At 34.5% G+C, this 14,914-nt stretch carries 18 protein-coding genes; 14 read left to right on the forward strand and 4 right to left on the reverse strand.

The genetic code is table 11. The annotated features are described in order from the left end of the window. The first annotated feature begins 9 nt into the window (after positions 1-9). Both CHRYMOREF3P_RS02780 and CHRYMOREF3P_RS02785 read left to right on the forward strand, forming a co-directional pair. Entirely contained in the window at positions 10-1,101 is a 1,092-nt protein-coding gene (locus tag CHRYMOREF3P_RS02780; RefSeq protein ID WP_077417186.1) for an alpha/beta hydrolase, read from the forward strand. A gap of 22 nt (positions 1,102-1,123) precedes the next feature. Further along, positions 1,124-1,582 carry a cupin domain-containing protein gene (locus CHRYMOREF3P_RS02785; RefSeq protein WP_077417184.1) on the forward strand — a complete coding sequence of 153 codons (459 nt, stop codon included), beginning with the start codon at positions 1,124-1,126 and terminating at the stop codon, positions 1,580-1,582. A gap of 72 nt (positions 1,583-1,654) precedes the next feature. On the opposite strand, the gene CHRYMOREF3P_RS02790 is transcribed toward CHRYMOREF3P_RS02785, so the two are convergent. After that, positions 1,655-2,266 carry a hypothetical protein gene (locus CHRYMOREF3P_RS02790; protein WP_180563809.1) on the reverse strand — a complete coding sequence of 204 codons (612 nt, stop codon included), beginning with the start codon at positions 2,264-2,266 and terminating at the stop codon, positions 1,655-1,657. A 93-nt stretch (positions 2,267-2,359) separates the two neighbouring features. Between CHRYMOREF3P_RS02790 and CHRYMOREF3P_RS02795 the strand changes: the two genes are divergently transcribed. From CHRYMOREF3P_RS02795 to CHRYMOREF3P_RS02805, 3 genes are all read left to right on the forward strand, one after another. Next, positions 2,360-2,812: a VOC family protein gene (locus tag CHRYMOREF3P_RS02795; protein ID WP_317043617.1), complete on the forward strand. Its 453-nt coding sequence runs from the start codon at positions 2,360-2,362 to the stop codon at positions 2,810-2,812. Positions 2,813-3,003: 191 nt separating this feature from the next. After that, complete coding sequence (locus CHRYMOREF3P_RS02800) at positions 3,004-3,873, forward strand: DMT family transporter (protein WP_180563810.1); 870 nt, start codon at positions 3,004-3,006, stop codon at positions 3,871-3,873. A 97-nt stretch (positions 3,874-3,970) separates the two neighbouring features. Then, complete coding sequence (locus CHRYMOREF3P_RS02805; RefSeq protein ID WP_198424126.1) at positions 3,971-4,846, forward strand: YDG/SRA domain-containing protein; 876 nt, start codon at positions 3,971-3,973, stop codon at positions 4,844-4,846. 55 nt (positions 4,847-4,901) lie between these two features. On the opposite strand, the gene CHRYMOREF3P_RS02810 is transcribed toward CHRYMOREF3P_RS02805, so the two are convergent. Beyond that, entirely contained in the window at positions 4,902-5,684 is a 783-nt protein-coding gene (locus CHRYMOREF3P_RS02810; RefSeq protein WP_180563811.1) for a YdcF family protein, read from the reverse strand. Positions 5,685-6,623: 939 nt separating this feature from the next. Here CHRYMOREF3P_RS02810 and CHRYMOREF3P_RS02815 point away from each other — a divergent pair. The 6 genes from CHRYMOREF3P_RS02815 (at position 6,624) to CHRYMOREF3P_RS02840 (ending at position 10,301) form a co-directional block, all read left to right on the forward strand. After that, on the forward strand, positions 6,624-7,388 hold the full coding sequence (locus tag CHRYMOREF3P_RS02815) for an O-methyltransferase (RefSeq protein ID WP_180563812.1): 765 nt from the start codon (positions 6,624-6,626) through the stop codon (positions 7,386-7,388). A 249-nt stretch (positions 7,389-7,637) separates the two neighbouring features. Then, the gene (locus CHRYMOREF3P_RS02820) at positions 7,638-7,970 is read left to right on the forward strand and encodes an ArsR/SmtB family transcription factor (RefSeq protein WP_077417168.1); all 333 of its coding nucleotides are present in this window, start codon (positions 7,638-7,640) and stop codon (positions 7,968-7,970) included. A 78-nt stretch (positions 7,971-8,048) separates the two neighbouring features. After that, positions 8,049-8,519, forward strand: a complete 471-nt coding sequence (locus CHRYMOREF3P_RS02825) for an SRPBCC domain-containing protein (protein ID WP_180563813.1) — start codon at positions 8,049-8,051, stop codon at positions 8,517-8,519. 96 nt (positions 8,520-8,615) lie between these two features. After that, on the forward strand, positions 8,616-9,200 hold the full coding sequence (locus CHRYMOREF3P_RS02830) for a YdeI/OmpD-associated family protein (protein ID WP_180563814.1): 585 nt from the start codon (positions 8,616-8,618) through the stop codon (positions 9,198-9,200). Positions 9,201-9,211: 11 nt separating this feature from the next. Further along, positions 9,212-9,607, forward strand: a complete 396-nt coding sequence (locus CHRYMOREF3P_RS02835; RefSeq protein ID WP_180563815.1) for a DoxX family protein — start codon at positions 9,212-9,214, stop codon at positions 9,605-9,607. Between the two features lie 139 nt (positions 9,608-9,746). Beyond that, positions 9,747-10,301, forward strand: coding sequence for a DUF4256 domain-containing protein (locus CHRYMOREF3P_RS02840; protein WP_180563816.1), 555 nt, complete (start codon positions 9,747-9,749; stop codon positions 10,299-10,301). A gap of 36 nt (positions 10,302-10,337) precedes the next feature. Here the strand turns inward: CHRYMOREF3P_RS02840 and CHRYMOREF3P_RS02845 are convergent, their stop codons facing one another. Further along, a complete protein-coding gene (locus CHRYMOREF3P_RS02845) occupies positions 10,338-11,297 on the reverse strand; it encodes a hypothetical protein (RefSeq protein WP_180563817.1) in 960 nt (319 codons plus the stop codon). Between the two features lie 277 nt (positions 11,298-11,574). On the opposite strand from CHRYMOREF3P_RS02845, the gene CHRYMOREF3P_RS02850 reads away from it, so the two are divergent. Then, the gene (locus tag CHRYMOREF3P_RS02850; protein WP_180563818.1) at positions 11,575-12,078 is read left to right on the forward strand and encodes a hypothetical protein; all 504 of its coding nucleotides are present in this window, start codon (positions 11,575-11,577) and stop codon (positions 12,076-12,078) included. A 46-nt stretch (positions 12,079-12,124) separates the two neighbouring features. Here the strand turns inward: CHRYMOREF3P_RS02850 and CHRYMOREF3P_RS02855 are convergent, their stop codons facing one another. Continuing rightward, the gene (locus tag CHRYMOREF3P_RS02855; RefSeq protein WP_077417155.1) at positions 12,125-13,159 is read right to left on the reverse strand and encodes a threonine aldolase family protein; all 1,035 of its coding nucleotides are present in this window, start codon (positions 13,157-13,159) and stop codon (positions 12,125-12,127) included. Between the two features lie 85 nt (positions 13,160-13,244). On the opposite strand from CHRYMOREF3P_RS02855, the gene CHRYMOREF3P_RS02860 reads away from it, so the two are divergent. Further along, entirely contained in the window at positions 13,245-13,898 is a 654-nt protein-coding gene (locus tag CHRYMOREF3P_RS02860) for a metal-dependent transcriptional regulator (RefSeq protein WP_180563819.1), read from the forward strand. Between the two features lie 244 nt (positions 13,899-14,142). Beyond that, positions 14,143-14,883, forward strand: a complete 741-nt coding sequence (gene blaIND, locus CHRYMOREF3P_RS02865) for an IND family subclass B1 metallo-beta-lactamase (RefSeq protein ID WP_180563820.1) — start codon at positions 14,143-14,145, stop codon at positions 14,881-14,883. The last annotated feature ends 31 nt before the right edge of the window (positions 14,884-14,914 follow it).

Raw genomic sequence — 14,914 nt, forward strand, 5'->3', positions numbered from 1 at the left:
AATAAAAAAATGAAAAAGATAACAATATCAATAATAGCATTCATCTTGGTTGCTACAAGCGTTAGCGTTCATGCCCAAACGAAAAAAAATAGTCAATCAAAAATGGGAAAAATTGAAGTAATCAAACGTAATAATCCTTTCGGATTGGTTTATGATGGTGCAATCACAGAAAATGTAACAGGAAAAGTAAATATTCATCCTGTAAAGTATAAATTGAATGGAATTGAAATTGCAGCCAATGTTTATACTCCTGCAAATTATGACTCTTCAAAAAAATATGCAGCAATCACTGTCGCACACCCAAATGGAGGTGTTAAGGAACAGACTGCGGGACTTTATGCACAACGCTTAGCGGAAGCAGGCTATATTACAATTGCTGCAGATGCATCTTATCAGGGAGCAAGTGGGGGAGAACCTCGTCACACAGATAAACCTGTTTATAGAACAGAAGACATTCACGGAATGGCAGATTTTATTTCACAATATCCCGGAGTTGATACCAATCGAATAGGCGCATTCGGTATCTGTGGTGGCGGTGGCTATACTTTGAAGGCGACTCAGTCTGACAAAAGATTTAAAGCGATTGCTACTTTAAGTATGTTTAACTCCGGTGAAGTACGAAGAAACGGATTTCAAAATTCGGGATTAAAAACCATCCAGGAACGATTGAAACAAGCTTCTGACGCAAGAGCACAGGAAGCTGCAGGTGGTGAAATTCTTTATTCCGGTGTTGCAAGCATTACCGATGAAGAAATTAAAAAGATCAGTAAAGATCTTTATCGTGAAGGATATATTTATTACTACAGAACCAATGCACATCCCAATTCAACATTTTTATATCCGACCAGTAATTTAATGGATTTAATGACCTGGGATGCTGTAGAAAATATGGATTTGATCAATCAACCTTTATTGATGATGACTGGCAGTAAAGCAGATACAAAATATATGACAGATGAAGCATTTCTAAAAGCGGTAAATGCAAAAGAAAAAGAATTGTTCATTATTGACGGTGCAACGCATATCCAAACTTATTGGAGACTAGAATATGTAGAAAAAGCAATGCATAAACTAACTGAATTCTTTGAAAAAAATTTATAACCAATAAAAGCTCTAATATAAAATGAAACAAGCAGTTGTATTATTTCTATCAGTGTTATTGTTATCAAGCTGTTGTACTAAGTCTATATTAGAAGTTGGAAGGACTTACATTTTTCCAAAAGGTGAAAAAGTTACCAATAAAAATTTTACAGGTAACGTCTGGCTGCAAATGCTTGCCCAGGATGAGCAAATGAGTATAGGTAATGTAACTTTTGAACCAGGAACAAGAACCAAGTGGCATTTGCATCCTGGAGGGCAGATTATACTTGTAACTGAAGGTATTGGATATTATCAAGAAAAAGGTCAATTGAAAAAAGTATTGCATAAAGGCGATGTTATAAAATGTCCACCAAATGTTGAACATTGGCATGGAGCAAGTCCAAACAGTCATCTTGTTCATTTGGCAATTTCAAATAATGGCAAAGGCGCAGTAGTGTGGTTAAAACCTGTAACTGATACTGAATATCATAAAGGTGATTGAAAAGCAAATACTACATTCTATTTAACATAATATAAATTATAGGACATTTATTATACCATTTGAAAGAGAGTACTAACCACTCCAGAATCCGTTATTTTTTAATTTTTCCTTCATATATTCTTTAACGGTTTCTAAGAACTCTTCTTTAGTCATAAATCTGTCCAGAAAATTTTCCAGCTTTCCTTCATTCTCGATTTCCTGAAAATAAACTTCGTGGTCTGTGCTGTATACTGTTGGATTGGTCTGATCCGGATCTGTTGTGCAAACAAAAAAATGATCAGGATATCCATAAAAATAAAATATACAGATGAAATCCATTTCAGAGCCTTCTACCATTTTTTTTACTTCATGTTCCTCTATAAGTCCATCTAGTTCTTCGTAATCGTCTGTATCTTTCTTAAACGGCGTAAAAAACCAATCTTTGAAAAAATATTGTCCGTACGCCAATTCATGGTCAGAAAAATAATGCTTCAATAATTCTTTATAAAAACTTTCCTGATCATTATGATATACGGTTGAATTTTCTTCATAATACTGATCTATCCCGTAGACATCCCAATCTCTGTCATAAAGATGATGTCCAAATATGATACTCCGCCAATTCTCGGCAAAATTTTTGTCAGCACGTGCAGCGTCTGTATTTCCTCCTAACTTTCTGATTTTATTTACAATACTCTCATTCATAGGCTATAATTTAGTCATCCAATATATTATGTTAAATTGAAACCACTATGGAAACTAATCTCTCTTTGATCTAAAAATACAAAATCTTGCCACATGGCAGTTTTTATAATCATGAAACTGAGTACCTTTATCCTACCAAAAATAAGTAATATGAAACCAAAAATGATCTGGGCCAATCTGGCAGTAGCCGACCTTGAACGCACACAGAAATTTTATACAGAGCTGGGATTCAAGCCCAATAATCCGCACAGCTCTAATGAGTTGGTAAGTTTTTTTATGGCTGGAAATGAATTTATTATTCACTTTTTCTTAAAAAATATCATAGAGAGAAATTTAAAACCCATGAAATTCGGGGATCCTCAAAGTTCCAACGAAATCATCTTCACCCTCTCTGCAGAAAATAAAGAACAGGTAGATGAATGGGCTCAGGAAGTAAAAAAAGCCGGTGGAACTATTGTTTCGGAACCTGAGAGTTTTGGAGAAAATTATTATGGATTTGTGTTTGCAGACCCTGATGGGCACAAGTTTAATGTATTTTTTATGTAAGCTTTGTAATATTTTCTCTATATTTGATATTCAACAGATAAATATGAACGTAGCGAGCTGTATCTCCCCACCAAGATTTTAATATTTCAAATTCTAATTTGAAGTACTGATGCTGATAAAGTTTTATTGGCCAATTGGTATATGATTCAAATTCATTACAAATAATTTAAAATCTTTACAGTTCATTCTAAATGAAAAAATCATATTTATTATTGCATCTGGCCGTAATACTGGCCGGCTTTACAGGAGTATTTGGAAAATTAATATCGCTTAATGAAGGACTTTTAACATGGTACAGAGTACTGTTTTCCTATATTATTCTGTTTTTTATCCTGAAAATATTTAAAATTTCCAATACCATTTCAGGAAAAGAAAAACTGAAAATCGCTCAGGCAGGACTCCTTATTACTTTACACTGGGTCCTCTTCTATGCAAGTATCAAATATTCCAATATATCAATTGGAGTTGTATGTTATTGTCTTACCAGCTTTTTTACAGCTTTATTCAAACCAATCATTGATAGACAGAAATTCAAATTATCAGAACTGGGGCTCAGTACTTTGACACTTCTGGGAATCAGCCTCATCTTCCACTTTGATACATCATATCAGCTAGGAATTATTCTGGGCATATTTTCTTCTGCAGTTGCTGCGCTTTATACCATTTATAATGAGCGCATGGTTCAGCGTTTTGACAGCATTGTTATCAACTATTATCAGATGCTTGCCGGTTCTGTATGCCTCGGAGCAATTTTGCCCATATACCTCCTCTATTTCAAAGCAGATAGCATAGTTCCTGGATTAAAAGACACTGCTTATTTGGGGCTCTTAGCTCTTTTCTGTACGGTAGGGCTTTATGTCATATTTGCAGAAGTTTTAAAAAAAATTCCAGCCTTTACGGTCAACTTAACCTTCAATCTGGAGCCGGTATATGCTATTATTATTGCTTTTTTATTTTTTGATGAAAGCAAAGAAGTCAATCTTTCATTTTATATAGGATTAGCATTTATTATTGCTTCTGTAGTCTTGCAGACATTGATTTCGATTAAGAAAAAATATTAAAAATAAATATTTTAATAAATAAAATATTCTAAATTAAATCGCTCACAGTTATTTTTTTTCATCAAAATCATATATTTGCTGCTAAACAAAAATAACTGTGAGTAAACCTATTATATTTGGTGAAATTGAAGGTATTGAAGAAGGATATCATTTTAATAATAGAAAAGAGATGATGCCAACAAGCTTTCATAGAAATTGGGGAGCAGGAATTGATGGAAATGCAAAAGAAGGTACTGCTGCAATCGTTCTTTCTGGGGGTTATGAAGATGATTTAGATTTTGGGGAAGAAATTGTTTATACTGGTGCTGGTGGTAATGATAGCAATACTGGAAAACAAATAAGAGATCAAACATGGGAAAAAGGAAATGCTGGACTTATAATAAGTATGGACCAAGGATTACCCGTAAGAGTTATTCGGGGATCAACACATACATCTGAATTTTCTCCTCAAAATGGTTATTCTTATGCTGGATTATATAGCGTTGTTGATGCTTGGGAGGAAACTGGTAAAAGTGGGTTCAAAATTTGTAGGTTTCGTTTAGAATATTCTGGCAATAATCAGTCTAAAAAAGCAGTGCGTCAAATTGAATTAGACTATTCTGAAAGAACGAAAAAAAGAATAGAAAGTACTGTTTTAAGGATTGTACGAGATACTAAAGTTGCATGGCAAATAAAAAGATTATATAATTTTAAATGCCAAATTTGTCAGATTTCTATTCCAACCAAATTAGGTCATTATGCAGAAGGTGCTCATATCAAACCGCTAGGCAAACCTCATAATGGAGATGATAATCCTAATAATGTTATTTGTCTTTGCCCTAATCATCATATTATGTTTGATAAAGGTGTATTTTCAATTAAAGATGATTTACAATTAATTGGTTGTTTATCTGGAGAACTTACAATTAATGATAATCATACATTGAATCTTTCAAATCTACAATACCACCGTCAAACGCATGGTTTCGAATAAAATATTTTAGCCTCTCAGAAATAATATGTTGAGAGGCTTTTTTATTTAAATTTATTTATTTATTTATTCCCAAACTGTTATATAATTGCACCTGCCATATTCCCACTATCTCCTTAAGCATGACGAATGTAAACGCAGCATTATAAGTGTTAGGAAATACCGTTATTTCAGTATCTATAAAATCTGATGCCTGCGGAATGGGCTTTAATCCAAATATCTGAAACAGAGCAACAGATCTCTTTATATGAAAACCCGAAGTAACCAAATAAACACTTCCAGGAGCCATCTTTTTTACTATCGGACTTGAGAATTTTGCATTCTGATAGGTATTCATGCTTTTATCTTCCTTAATAATATCAGAATCTGACACCCCCATTTTTTTGAAATTTTCACTGAATAATTCCGCTTCACTGGTATGTCCTCTGCCCTTTCCGGAAATCACTATTTTGCAGGGTATATTCTTTTTCTTGAATTCCTGATACAATTGATAGGCTGTGACGATTCTTGAATAAGACATCGTATGCAGTTTTTCAGTATTGTCAATATCTACAACTCCACCACCCAATACAACAATAACGGGGTTCTGAGAAGCGGTATTCTTTATTGCAGAAGTATGGATATAGCTTTTCTGCAGATATTCTGAAGTTAATTTACCCAAAAAGCCATTTCCTATAAAGATGATCATTAAAACGACCGATACACCAATTCCTATTCTCAGATTTTTGCGTTTATTTTTTCTTTTCAGCAGAGCGATTATAACTACCGCAAGAAATAATAAGAAATAAGGTTCTGCAAAAAGCTGTAAAACACGAAATAAAAGATCCAATAAAAATTTCATTTAAGATAATATTGATTAATGTATAGAAAACATCAGAACCTCAAAGGTAGGCATTTCTAAACTTTACCAACGACAAAAGTCACAAAAGCACTATTTGAAAACACTTAAGTAAGTTTTAAATAATGCCGAAGAAAAGATAATATTAAGATGAAAATCAAATATTTTCACAAAACTTAGGTGTACTTATTATACATAAAGCCTGGTTCTAAAATAATTTAAACGTTACAAACTTTTGTGTCTTTTGTGGTAATGAAGTTCAGATAACTTAAATTTTATAATCAGAACAAATTTCGTATCATTTATCTTTCTGTTTATACAATTATTTTATACATTTGCACTCACTGAACAGCACACTTTTTGGTGTGCTAATGAAAAAGATAAATACCTACCCAATGAAAAAGCAGAAAAGCATCACCGTTTTGATGACCGTATTCCATATATTTTTGGACAGGCATTTTTGTAAAGAAAAAAACAAAAATTCTTCCTTAAATCTCAAGAAACGATCTCTACCTTAAATAGATGGATATTTCTGCGATAACCATCAAAGAAATATCATCTCCCGCTGATCAAGCAGACAGCACAGATTATCACATTCCCCAAAATCAGTATAATCTGTGGGAGACAATCAAAGATCAAATTTTATTCCTCACAATTTATTTCCCTTTTCAAAATAAGCTGGTTTCTACTTGCCGAAACTACTATTGATCTGCCCAAAAACCACATTGCCGTACCCACTGCAATCTTCATCTCGTAAATTAAAGAAAATCACCACGTTAAAATTTTATTTTAAATTAAAAATAAGATATCTCACTGATTAATTACAGGACCATATTATTAATACGATTTTAAAAAAACTTAATATCAAAATTAATATTATCTAAATGCGATATGGTTTTAAAAAAAATACATTTGTCTTGTAACCTTAATATAATCAATGAAATGTCAACAGTTCTCAAAACATTTGTAGCTTATCTCAAAAGACCTGCTCTCTATCCTGAACTGGGCAGAAAAATCATTAAAAATACGGTAAGCAGAAGAAGTCCGTTCAAAGGAAAAGCAAAAGCAAATTTCTGGGCTGCATCCATAGCAGTTTCCCAAAAAGAAGTAATCTCCAGACTTTTCTCTATGGATACCGATCGTTTCAGATCTATCTATGCTGAGACCCTTGAAAAAGCCAGTTTAAAAGAAAAAGAATGCCCTATTACAATGGGTGGGCCTGGTGCCCTGGAGCTTATTTATTATGCATGTGAATTCACCAAAGCACAAAACGTTCTTGAAACCGGAGTGGCTTATGGATGGTCTTCCTTAGCCATATTGCTTTCGCTTCAAAAAAGAAATGGTACGCTCTATAGCTCAGATATGCCTTATCTTGCTCAGGATGGTGATCAGTATGTAGGATATATTGTTCCTGAAAACCTTAAAAAATATTGGCAGCTATTCCGTTTTGCAGACAGAGAATCTTTGCCTAAAATTTTGAAAAAAGTTTCCTCTTTGGATGTTTTCCACTATGATTCTGACAAAAGCTATCACGGAAGAATGTGGGCTTATCATAAGATCTATAAAAGACTGAGACCTGGTGCAGTGTTTATCAGTGATGATATTGGAGACAATTCCGCTTATCAGGATTTTTGCAATAGAATGAATATCAGTACTCTTGTTGTAGAATACAATGGGAAATACATCGGCGTTTTTGTAAAACAATAGCCTATTACTGATCAAGCATATATAAATAATCAAAAAAAATCTGCGGAAAGCTATTCGTTCGCTTCATCTGGCAAGCCAGTAGTCAATAAAAAATATATAGAAGCATTATTTAAATAATAAAATGGAGAGCATTAAGCTCTCCATTTTTCTTTTAAAAAGCATACTTACAATTAATTAATACAAATTTTTTTCAAAAAAACTTGCGTAGCTAAATAACTACACATATATTTGTAGTCAAATAACTTCACAATGAATTTAAGAAGAGATGTATTTCAGGCGATAGCAGATCCTACAAGACGATCTATATTGATGTTGGTGGCGGCACAGTCGATGACAGCAGGAGCTATTGCTTCTAATTTTGATACGGCGAGACCTACCGTTTCAAAGCATCTCCAGATCCTTACAGAATGTGAACTGCTGAGATCTGAACAAAACGGCAGAGAAATAATCTATCACCTAAATCCCAATAAAATGAAAGAAATAGCCGATTTTATAGAACCTTTCCGCAAAATGTGGGACGAAAAATTCAACAAGCTGGAAAGTGTGATGAAAGCGTATCAGAACAATAATGATAAGAGATAAAAGATGAGAGACGCTTATATTCTCAAACCCTCAAACTCTCCCACTCTCAAATCCAAGAAACCCTCAAACACCAACATCATGGAACTTAAAACAAAAATCCACGCCGAAGACGGAAAACAGGAAATTTTCATCACCAGAGAATTTGATCTTCCGGTAGAACTCCTTTTCAAAGCGTATACAGAAGCTGAGCTTTTCGAACAATGGATGGGTACCAAAGTGACAAAATTTGAAAACAAACAACACGGAAGTTACCGCTTTGAAACCTCCAATCCACAAGGTGACATAGTTTTCAGTGCCAACGGAACTATTCATGAAGTGATTCAGAATGAGAAAATTATAAGAACTTTTCAGATGGAAAACACTCCTTTTCCGGTTCAGATAGAGTTTTTAGAATTTGAAAAATTAACAGATACCACCAGCAAAATCACAATCCAGACAATCTATAAATCCGTAGATTTCAGAGACCAGCATCTGAAAATGCCATTCGCTCAAGGCATCAATATGGCTCACAATCGTTTACAGGAGATTGTAGGTGGAGGTAGCAGATAATAGGTTTCAGGCTGTCGACCGTAACGATAATCTTGTTCTCAAAAATCCAACAACTCTCCCACTCTAATACTCTCCAACCCTCAAATATAAAACACCATGAATCCAAAAGTTAATTTCTTCTTTGATAAAAGCCAGCAATGGCACAAAGAATTTGAAAAATTAAGAGCAATTGCCCTAAGCACCGACCTTGTAGAAGATTTAAAATGGGGATGTCCATGTTATACCTATGAAGGGAAAAATATTTTCCTGATCCACGGTTTTAAAGAATACTGTGCCCTTCTTTTCTTTAAGGGTGCTTTAATGAAAGACCCAGATCATATTCTGATCCAGCAGTCTAAAAATGTACAGGCTGCAAGGCAGATTCGTTTTACAGAGGTAGAGCAAATCAATGATTTGGAAGATGTTCTTCGCAGTTATATGTTTGAAGCCGTTGAAATAGAAGAATCAGGTGCTAAAGTCGAAATGAAGAAAACAAAAGAGTTTGAAATGGCTGAAGAGTTTCAGAATAAGCTGGACCAGGATCCGGCATTGCAAGAAGCTTTTAAGGCATTAACTCCCGGAAGACAAAGAGCCTACTTACTCCACTTTTCCTCTGCCAAACAGCCCAAAACCCGGGAAGCCCGTATTGAAAAATGCATTCCACAAATCATGGACGGTATAGGATTAAACGATTCACTATAAAAAATTAAATCATGAACACACCACAATCACAAAAAAGAACAAAAATCATCTATTGGATATTCACACTTTGGATGGCCCTTGGAATGGTTTCCACTGCAATTGTCCAGCTGATGAAAAGTAAAGATGAACTGCTGAATTTCACCAATTTGGGTTATCCTTCTTACCTGATGACCATTATTGGAATATGGAAAATATTGGGCGTAATTGCCATACTGATTCCCAAACGCCTGCTTTTAAAAGAATGGGCGTATGCAGGATTTTTCTTTGTGATGTCAGGAGCTGTTATTTCCCATCTGATCGTAGGTGATACGGCAGGAAGAACTTTTCCGGCAGTATTATTACTGGTACTGGTTATAATCTCCTGGTATTTCAGACCTGCAGACAGAAAAATTACTATTACTGATTAATCATTTTTAAGATAAAAAGCCATAAATTTTATCGCAGATAAAATCCTTGCGCCTTAAAAACTTTTATTTGTAAAACCTGCGCCTTTGCGATTATCCAACAAAATAAACCAATTCAATCAATAGTAAAACAAAATTTGATATGAAAAAGAAACTGACACAGGAGCAAATCAACGAACTTTTAAAAACACTAAAAGCCCGTTTTGAAAAAAATATGGACCGTCATAAAGACCTGAAATGGGAAAAAATACAGCAAAAACTGGAAGCCAATCCTGAAAAAATAGGGTCTCTATACGAAATGGAAACTACAGAAGGTGAACCCGATATCGTAGATTACAATAAAAAAACAGATGAATATTCTTTCGTTGACTGTTCCCCGGAAAGCCCGAAACGAAGAAGTCTATGCTATGATTATCAGGCTTGGGATGCCCGAAAAGCCAATAAACCGGAAAGCAACGTCATTGACAAAGCTAAAGAAATGGGCATTGAACTTTTAGCAGAAGAACAATACCGCAATCTTCAGGAACTTGGAAAGTTCGATCAAAAGACATCAAGCTGGATAAAAACGCCATCACAGGTAAGAGAGCTTGGAGGCGCCCTTTTCTGTGACAGACGATACAACACCGTATTCACCTATCACAATGGTGCAGATTCTTATTATGCAGCAAGAGGATTCAGAGGAATACTAAAAGTATAAAAAGGAGAACTGACTGAGATCTTTTCTCAGAATATATCAGGAATCTCTCAACCAGGGAGATTCCACACTCCAGAAAATAATTCTTACTCCCAGATAATTTTCACCATATTCTACAAATTCTTCCTTGGTAAAAGGTTTTTTAGTTTTAGGATTTTTGTACGTAAGAGTTGGCTCCTGAACCGCCATAGCAACTAAAGGCAGCTTCCCTTTGTATTGATTAAAGAAAGGATAAGAGTTCTTCATCTGCCCTTTTTTATTCGGAACAATATCAGGCCCTCCCAGCCCTATATTATTTTTATACGCAAAATCAAACAGTCTGGACATGTATTGATGGTCATTGTCCCATTCACACGGAAAAAAGTTGACATACTGCAATACATTGGATTGATGGAAAGCATCTCTCGCAAACTTCAGATTTTCCAGCTCGGCCTGGAAATAGCGGTCACAGCTAAAACCTGTTTTATCTGCTTTCATTTCTATATCTATTGATGTTTCGGGAAGATTAATCCCTTGAATTTTACCGTCAAACTTCTGTGCCAGTGCTCCTATAAGCTTCTGGAACCTTTCGCGGACAGCAGGATTCCATTGCTGGGTAACCCATCCGCTTCCAACAGGTTTATTTTCCCCGGGATTATCATATTGGGGAACCAACCCTCCTGTATATTCTTTATCATTCAATACATAATCAGGAATATATCTGGCTTGCGGTTCAAAAAATCTATCCTGAAGCTGAATAAATAGTTTTCTGTTGATGGAAGTTAAATATTCCAGATCTTTTTCAATAACAGAAAAATCATACACATCTTTTGAAGTTTCCAAAGCTCTCCAGTTGTAAACAATCTGTACCCCTCCGATATCCTGGCGAGTGATCATTTTTTCTATTTTCTTAAGGTCTCCTGAAGAAGTATAAATATAATTCTGAGGGGTCTGACCCGAGATAAAATACAACCCAAGCATAAGCAATCCCAATCCCAGCGCTTTAGTAATCTTTTTCATTAAAATCAATTTTGCTAGGTAAATCATTTTCCGTGCCTAAATCCGTTTAATAATTAAAGATTAGGATTACAAGGTTATAGGAACTGAGTCCTGAGATAGAAAAATAAGAATCAATTGAACATATAAAACCATATTTTAATTAATATTTTTTGTTAAAATCTTTTCTAAAAAACACTAATTTTCATCATAAAATGATTATCTCTTTATATCCTATTTTTAATATACAAATACTATTGTTATTTTAGCAGAATAGAAATTTGATTTAACAATTAAGGATATGAAAAAATTAATCTTATTGGGCGCTGTATCAGCTTTTTTAATCAACTGTAATAAGAAAACTGAAGCTCCGGCTCCCAAAGCAGCTGCAGATACCATAGCTGTTGAAGAACCTGTGATAGATACTCTTGGACCAAAATCGTTCTGCTATATCGGGGTAACAGGAAAAGATAGTGTTTTTGCTTCTATTGATGACAATTTAGGAACAATCACCGGAAAATTATCTTATAAAAACAGTGAAAAAGACGGTTCAAAAGGAGATGTAACCGGTTTCAAATCCGGAGATACACTGAAACTGACTTACGAATTTGCTTCAGAAGGTAAAAAAAGCAAAAGAGATATTTACTTCATCCAGAAAGACAATGCTCTGACAGAAGGAATTGGAGATCATAAAGAGGAAGACGGACAGTCTAAATATGCTGATGAGAAAAAAATCAGCTATAAAGATGGACAGAAGCTAAGCACTGCAGACTGTAAAGTAGTGAATGAAGCCTTAAAAAAATAATGCATTATCAATAAAAAACAGCCTTAAAGATAAGGCTGTTTTTATTTTATGGTAATTCCGTTTCTATAATTTCAATAAAGCGGTTTACTGCTTCATCACCTGTATTCCAGGAAGTAATAAGACGAATGGCCGAAAAATTCTCATCTACTTTTTTCCAGACATAGAATTCAAATTTTTCAGACAGAATCTCAATAAGTTCGTTACTCAGAATAGGAAAAATCTGATTGGTATAGGTATCTGAAAGAAATGCCGCTCCTTTTTTCTGCAAAGCATTCTTAATTTTCATAGCCTGATGATTGGCATGCTTTGCCAGATCAAAATACAGATTATCCTTCATCAGTTCCATAAACTGTATTCCCAACAGCCTTCCTTTCGCTAATAATGCACCTTTCTGTTTGATATTAAATGCAAAATCCTCCTGAAGAACCGGATTATTAATAACAATAGCTTCTCCTATCAGCGCACCGTTTTTAGTTCCTCCAAGGTAAAAGACATCCGTCAGAAGAGCTACTTTTTCCAGGGTAAGATCACTGATTTCTGATGTCAGCCCATGTCCCAATCTTGCTCCGTCCATAAACAGGTATAGCTTATTTTGCCTACAAAATACTGAAAGCTCTTCCAGTTCTTTTGCCTGATAAATAGTTCCCAGCTCTGTAGAATTGGATATATACACCAGCTTAGGCATCACCTGGTGTGGTACATTGCTATGTCCTTCTAAAACCGGGATGATGTCTGACGGTCTTAGTTTTCCATCTGCAGTTTCAATACTCAATACTTTATGACCTGTGGCTTCAATAGCTCCTGTTTCATTATTTAGAATATGGCCGGGAGCGGCAGAAATCACACATTGATAAGGTTTTAAGATTGCTGAAATAACAATTAAGTTAGCTTGCGTTCCTCCTGAAACCAGAAAAACTTCAGAATTGTGATTGTTGATTTTTTCTTTAATTAATGTTTTTGCTTTTAATGAATACTCATCTTCTCCATATCCGGCCTGCTGATCTAGATTATGCTGTAAAAGAGCCTGTAAAATATTGGGGTGGCATCCTTCAGAATAATCATTTTTGAATGAAAATTTCATAGAGTAAAAGTAAAAAAAGTTAAAATAACAAGAGTAAACTTTTCATTTTATTTTGTTAGATTTGTATTGAAAATCATCTAACATTTTGAAAACAACCCTAACAGAAGAGAATTACCTGAAAGCTTTGTTTCATTTAGTTGACAATGAAGGAAAGGTTACGATTAATGAACTCAGTAAATTTTTAAATGTAAAAATGCCGAGTGTCAATAATATGATGAAAAAGTTTGCAGAGAAAAAGTGGGTCATTTATGAAACCTACAAACCTTTAATCGTTACAGAAAACGGAAGACGGGAAGCTGCTCTGGTAGTTCGAAAACATAGACTTACCGAAATGTTTCTGGTCAAAAAAATGAATTTTGGCTGGGAAAACGTTCATGAGATTGCAGAACAACTTGAGCATGTACATTCTCAGATCTTCTTTGATAAAATGGATGAAATCCTGGATTATCCTAAATTTGATCCTCATGGAGAACCTATTCCTGACAAAGACGGAAATATTATTTCTCAGGATCTGCAGAAACTAAGCAACTGTGAAGCTGGTGAAAACGTTACTTTTGCCTCAGTCACCTTATCTGATGATGCTTTTTTAACTTATCTCAACGATAGGAAACTTCTCCTCAACACTAAAGTAAAAGTCGTTAAAGTAGAAAGTTTTGATAAATCTATGACCATAGAAATTGATGGCAAAACGGAAATTTTAAGCAAAAAAGCGACTGAAAAAATATTGATTAAGAAATAATCTTAAACAATCAAAATAAACCTCACAGACTTTACAATCTGTGAGGTTTTTCATTCCGGCAATATCATACTAAATATTTTTGAACTCTTAAAATAACATATTTCTATTCTATAACTGTTAAAAAACGGTTAAACTCTCTTTCATAAAATACCTGAAAATTAATTTTTAATTAGGTTTGCAAAATATTCTACAAACTTTGTCTTTCTGACAAATACCAACATTTTAATTATTACCAAAAAAAATTATGAAAAAAAGCATTCCGTTTTTTATTATTTCGATGTTATTAAGTCCATTTACAAACGCTCAGACAACTCAGGTAAGAGATTTTGTGATTGAACCACAGATTAAACCCAACTTTTATATTTACAAAACTTTTGGCGTATTTGGAGGTAAAGAATATTCTACCAATGCTGTTTATCTGGTTACAAAAAAAGGAGTTGTCTTATTTGATGTGCCATGGCAGAAAACCCAATATCAAAGCTTGCTGGATACGATTCAAAAACGTCATAATCTTCCTGTTATTGCAGTATTTGCAACACATTCACATGAAGACAGAGCCGGAGATTTAAGCTTTTATAACAACAAAGGAATTAAAACTTATGCAACAGCAAAAACCAATGAACTGTTGAAGAAAGATGGAAAAGCTACTTCTACAGAAATCATTAAAACAGGGAAACCTTACCGTATTGGCGGGGAAGAATTTGTGGTAGACTTTCTTGGAGAAGGACATACCGCCGATAATGTAGTGGTATGGTTCCCAAAATATAAAATTCTGGACGGAGGATGTCTTGTGAAGAGCAAAGCAGCAGTTGATCTCGGTTATACCGGAGAAGCCAACGTCGCACAGTGGCCACAAACCATGACAAAGCTGAAAAACAAATATTCACAGGCAACCCTGATTATTCCAGGTCATGATGAATGGAAAGGAGGCGGACATGTAGAGCATACTCTTGATCTTCTTGACAAAAACAAAAAGCCGGAATAATAATTTATTTCCATAATCTGTATATACCATA

This window comes from Chryseobacterium sp. JV274 (genome assembly GCF_903969135.1).
Classification (GTDB): domain Bacteria; phylum Bacteroidota; class Bacteroidia; order Flavobacteriales; family Weeksellaceae; genus Chryseobacterium.

Excerpts from the sequence above, each read along its gene's own strand:
- CHRYMOREF3P_RS02820 (WP_077417168.1), top strand. The coding sequence starts at position 7,638 with ATGAATTTAAGAAGAGATGTATTTCAGGCGATAGCAGATCCTACAAGA.
- CHRYMOREF3P_RS02850 (WP_180563818.1), top strand. The coding sequence starts at position 11,575 with ATGAAAAAATTAATCTTATTGGGCGCTGTATCAGCTTTTTTAATCAAC.
- blaIND (WP_180563820.1), top strand. The coding sequence starts at position 14,143 with ATGAAAAAAAGCATTCCGTTTTTTATTATTTCGATGTTATTAAGTCCA.
- CHRYMOREF3P_RS02830 (WP_180563814.1), top strand. The coding sequence starts at position 8,616 with ATGAATCCAAAAGTTAATTTCTTCTTTGATAAAAGCCAGCAATGGCAC.
- CHRYMOREF3P_RS02840 (WP_180563816.1), top strand. The coding sequence starts at position 9,747 with ATGAAAAAGAAACTGACACAGGAGCAAATCAACGAACTTTTAAAAACA.
- CHRYMOREF3P_RS02780 (WP_077417186.1), top strand. The coding sequence starts at position 10 with ATGAAAAAGATAACAATATCAATAATAGCATTCATCTTGGTTGCTACA.
- CHRYMOREF3P_RS02795 (WP_317043617.1), top strand. The coding sequence starts at position 2,360 with ATGGCAGTTTTTATAATCATGAAACTGAGTACCTTTATCCTACCAAAA.
- CHRYMOREF3P_RS02845 (WP_180563817.1), bottom strand. The coding sequence starts at position 11,297 with ATGAAAAAGATTACTAAAGCGCTGGGATTGGGATTGCTTATGCTTGGG.
- CHRYMOREF3P_RS02825 (WP_180563813.1), top strand. The coding sequence starts at position 8,049 with ATGGAACTTAAAACAAAAATCCACGCCGAAGACGGAAAACAGGAAATT.
- CHRYMOREF3P_RS02815 (WP_180563812.1), top strand. The coding sequence starts at position 6,624 with ATGTCAACAGTTCTCAAAACATTTGTAGCTTATCTCAAAAGACCTGCT.
- CHRYMOREF3P_RS02835 (WP_180563815.1), top strand. The coding sequence starts at position 9,212 with ATGAACACACCACAATCACAAAAAAGAACAAAAATCATCTATTGGATA.
- CHRYMOREF3P_RS02785 (WP_077417184.1), top strand. The coding sequence starts at position 1,124 with ATGAAACAAGCAGTTGTATTATTTCTATCAGTGTTATTGTTATCAAGC.
- CHRYMOREF3P_RS02810 (WP_180563811.1), bottom strand. The coding sequence starts at position 5,684 with ATGAAATTTTTATTGGATCTTTTATTTCGTGTTTTACAGCTTTTTGCA.
- CHRYMOREF3P_RS02855 (WP_077417155.1), bottom strand. The coding sequence starts at position 13,159 with ATGAAATTTTCATTCAAAAATGATTATTCTGAAGGATGCCACCCCAAT.
- CHRYMOREF3P_RS02800 (WP_180563810.1), top strand. The coding sequence starts at position 3,004 with ATGAAAAAATCATATTTATTATTGCATCTGGCCGTAATACTGGCCGGC.
- CHRYMOREF3P_RS02790 (WP_180563809.1), bottom strand. The coding sequence starts at position 2,266 with ATGAATGAGAGTATTGTAAATAAAATCAGAAAGTTAGGAGGAAATACA.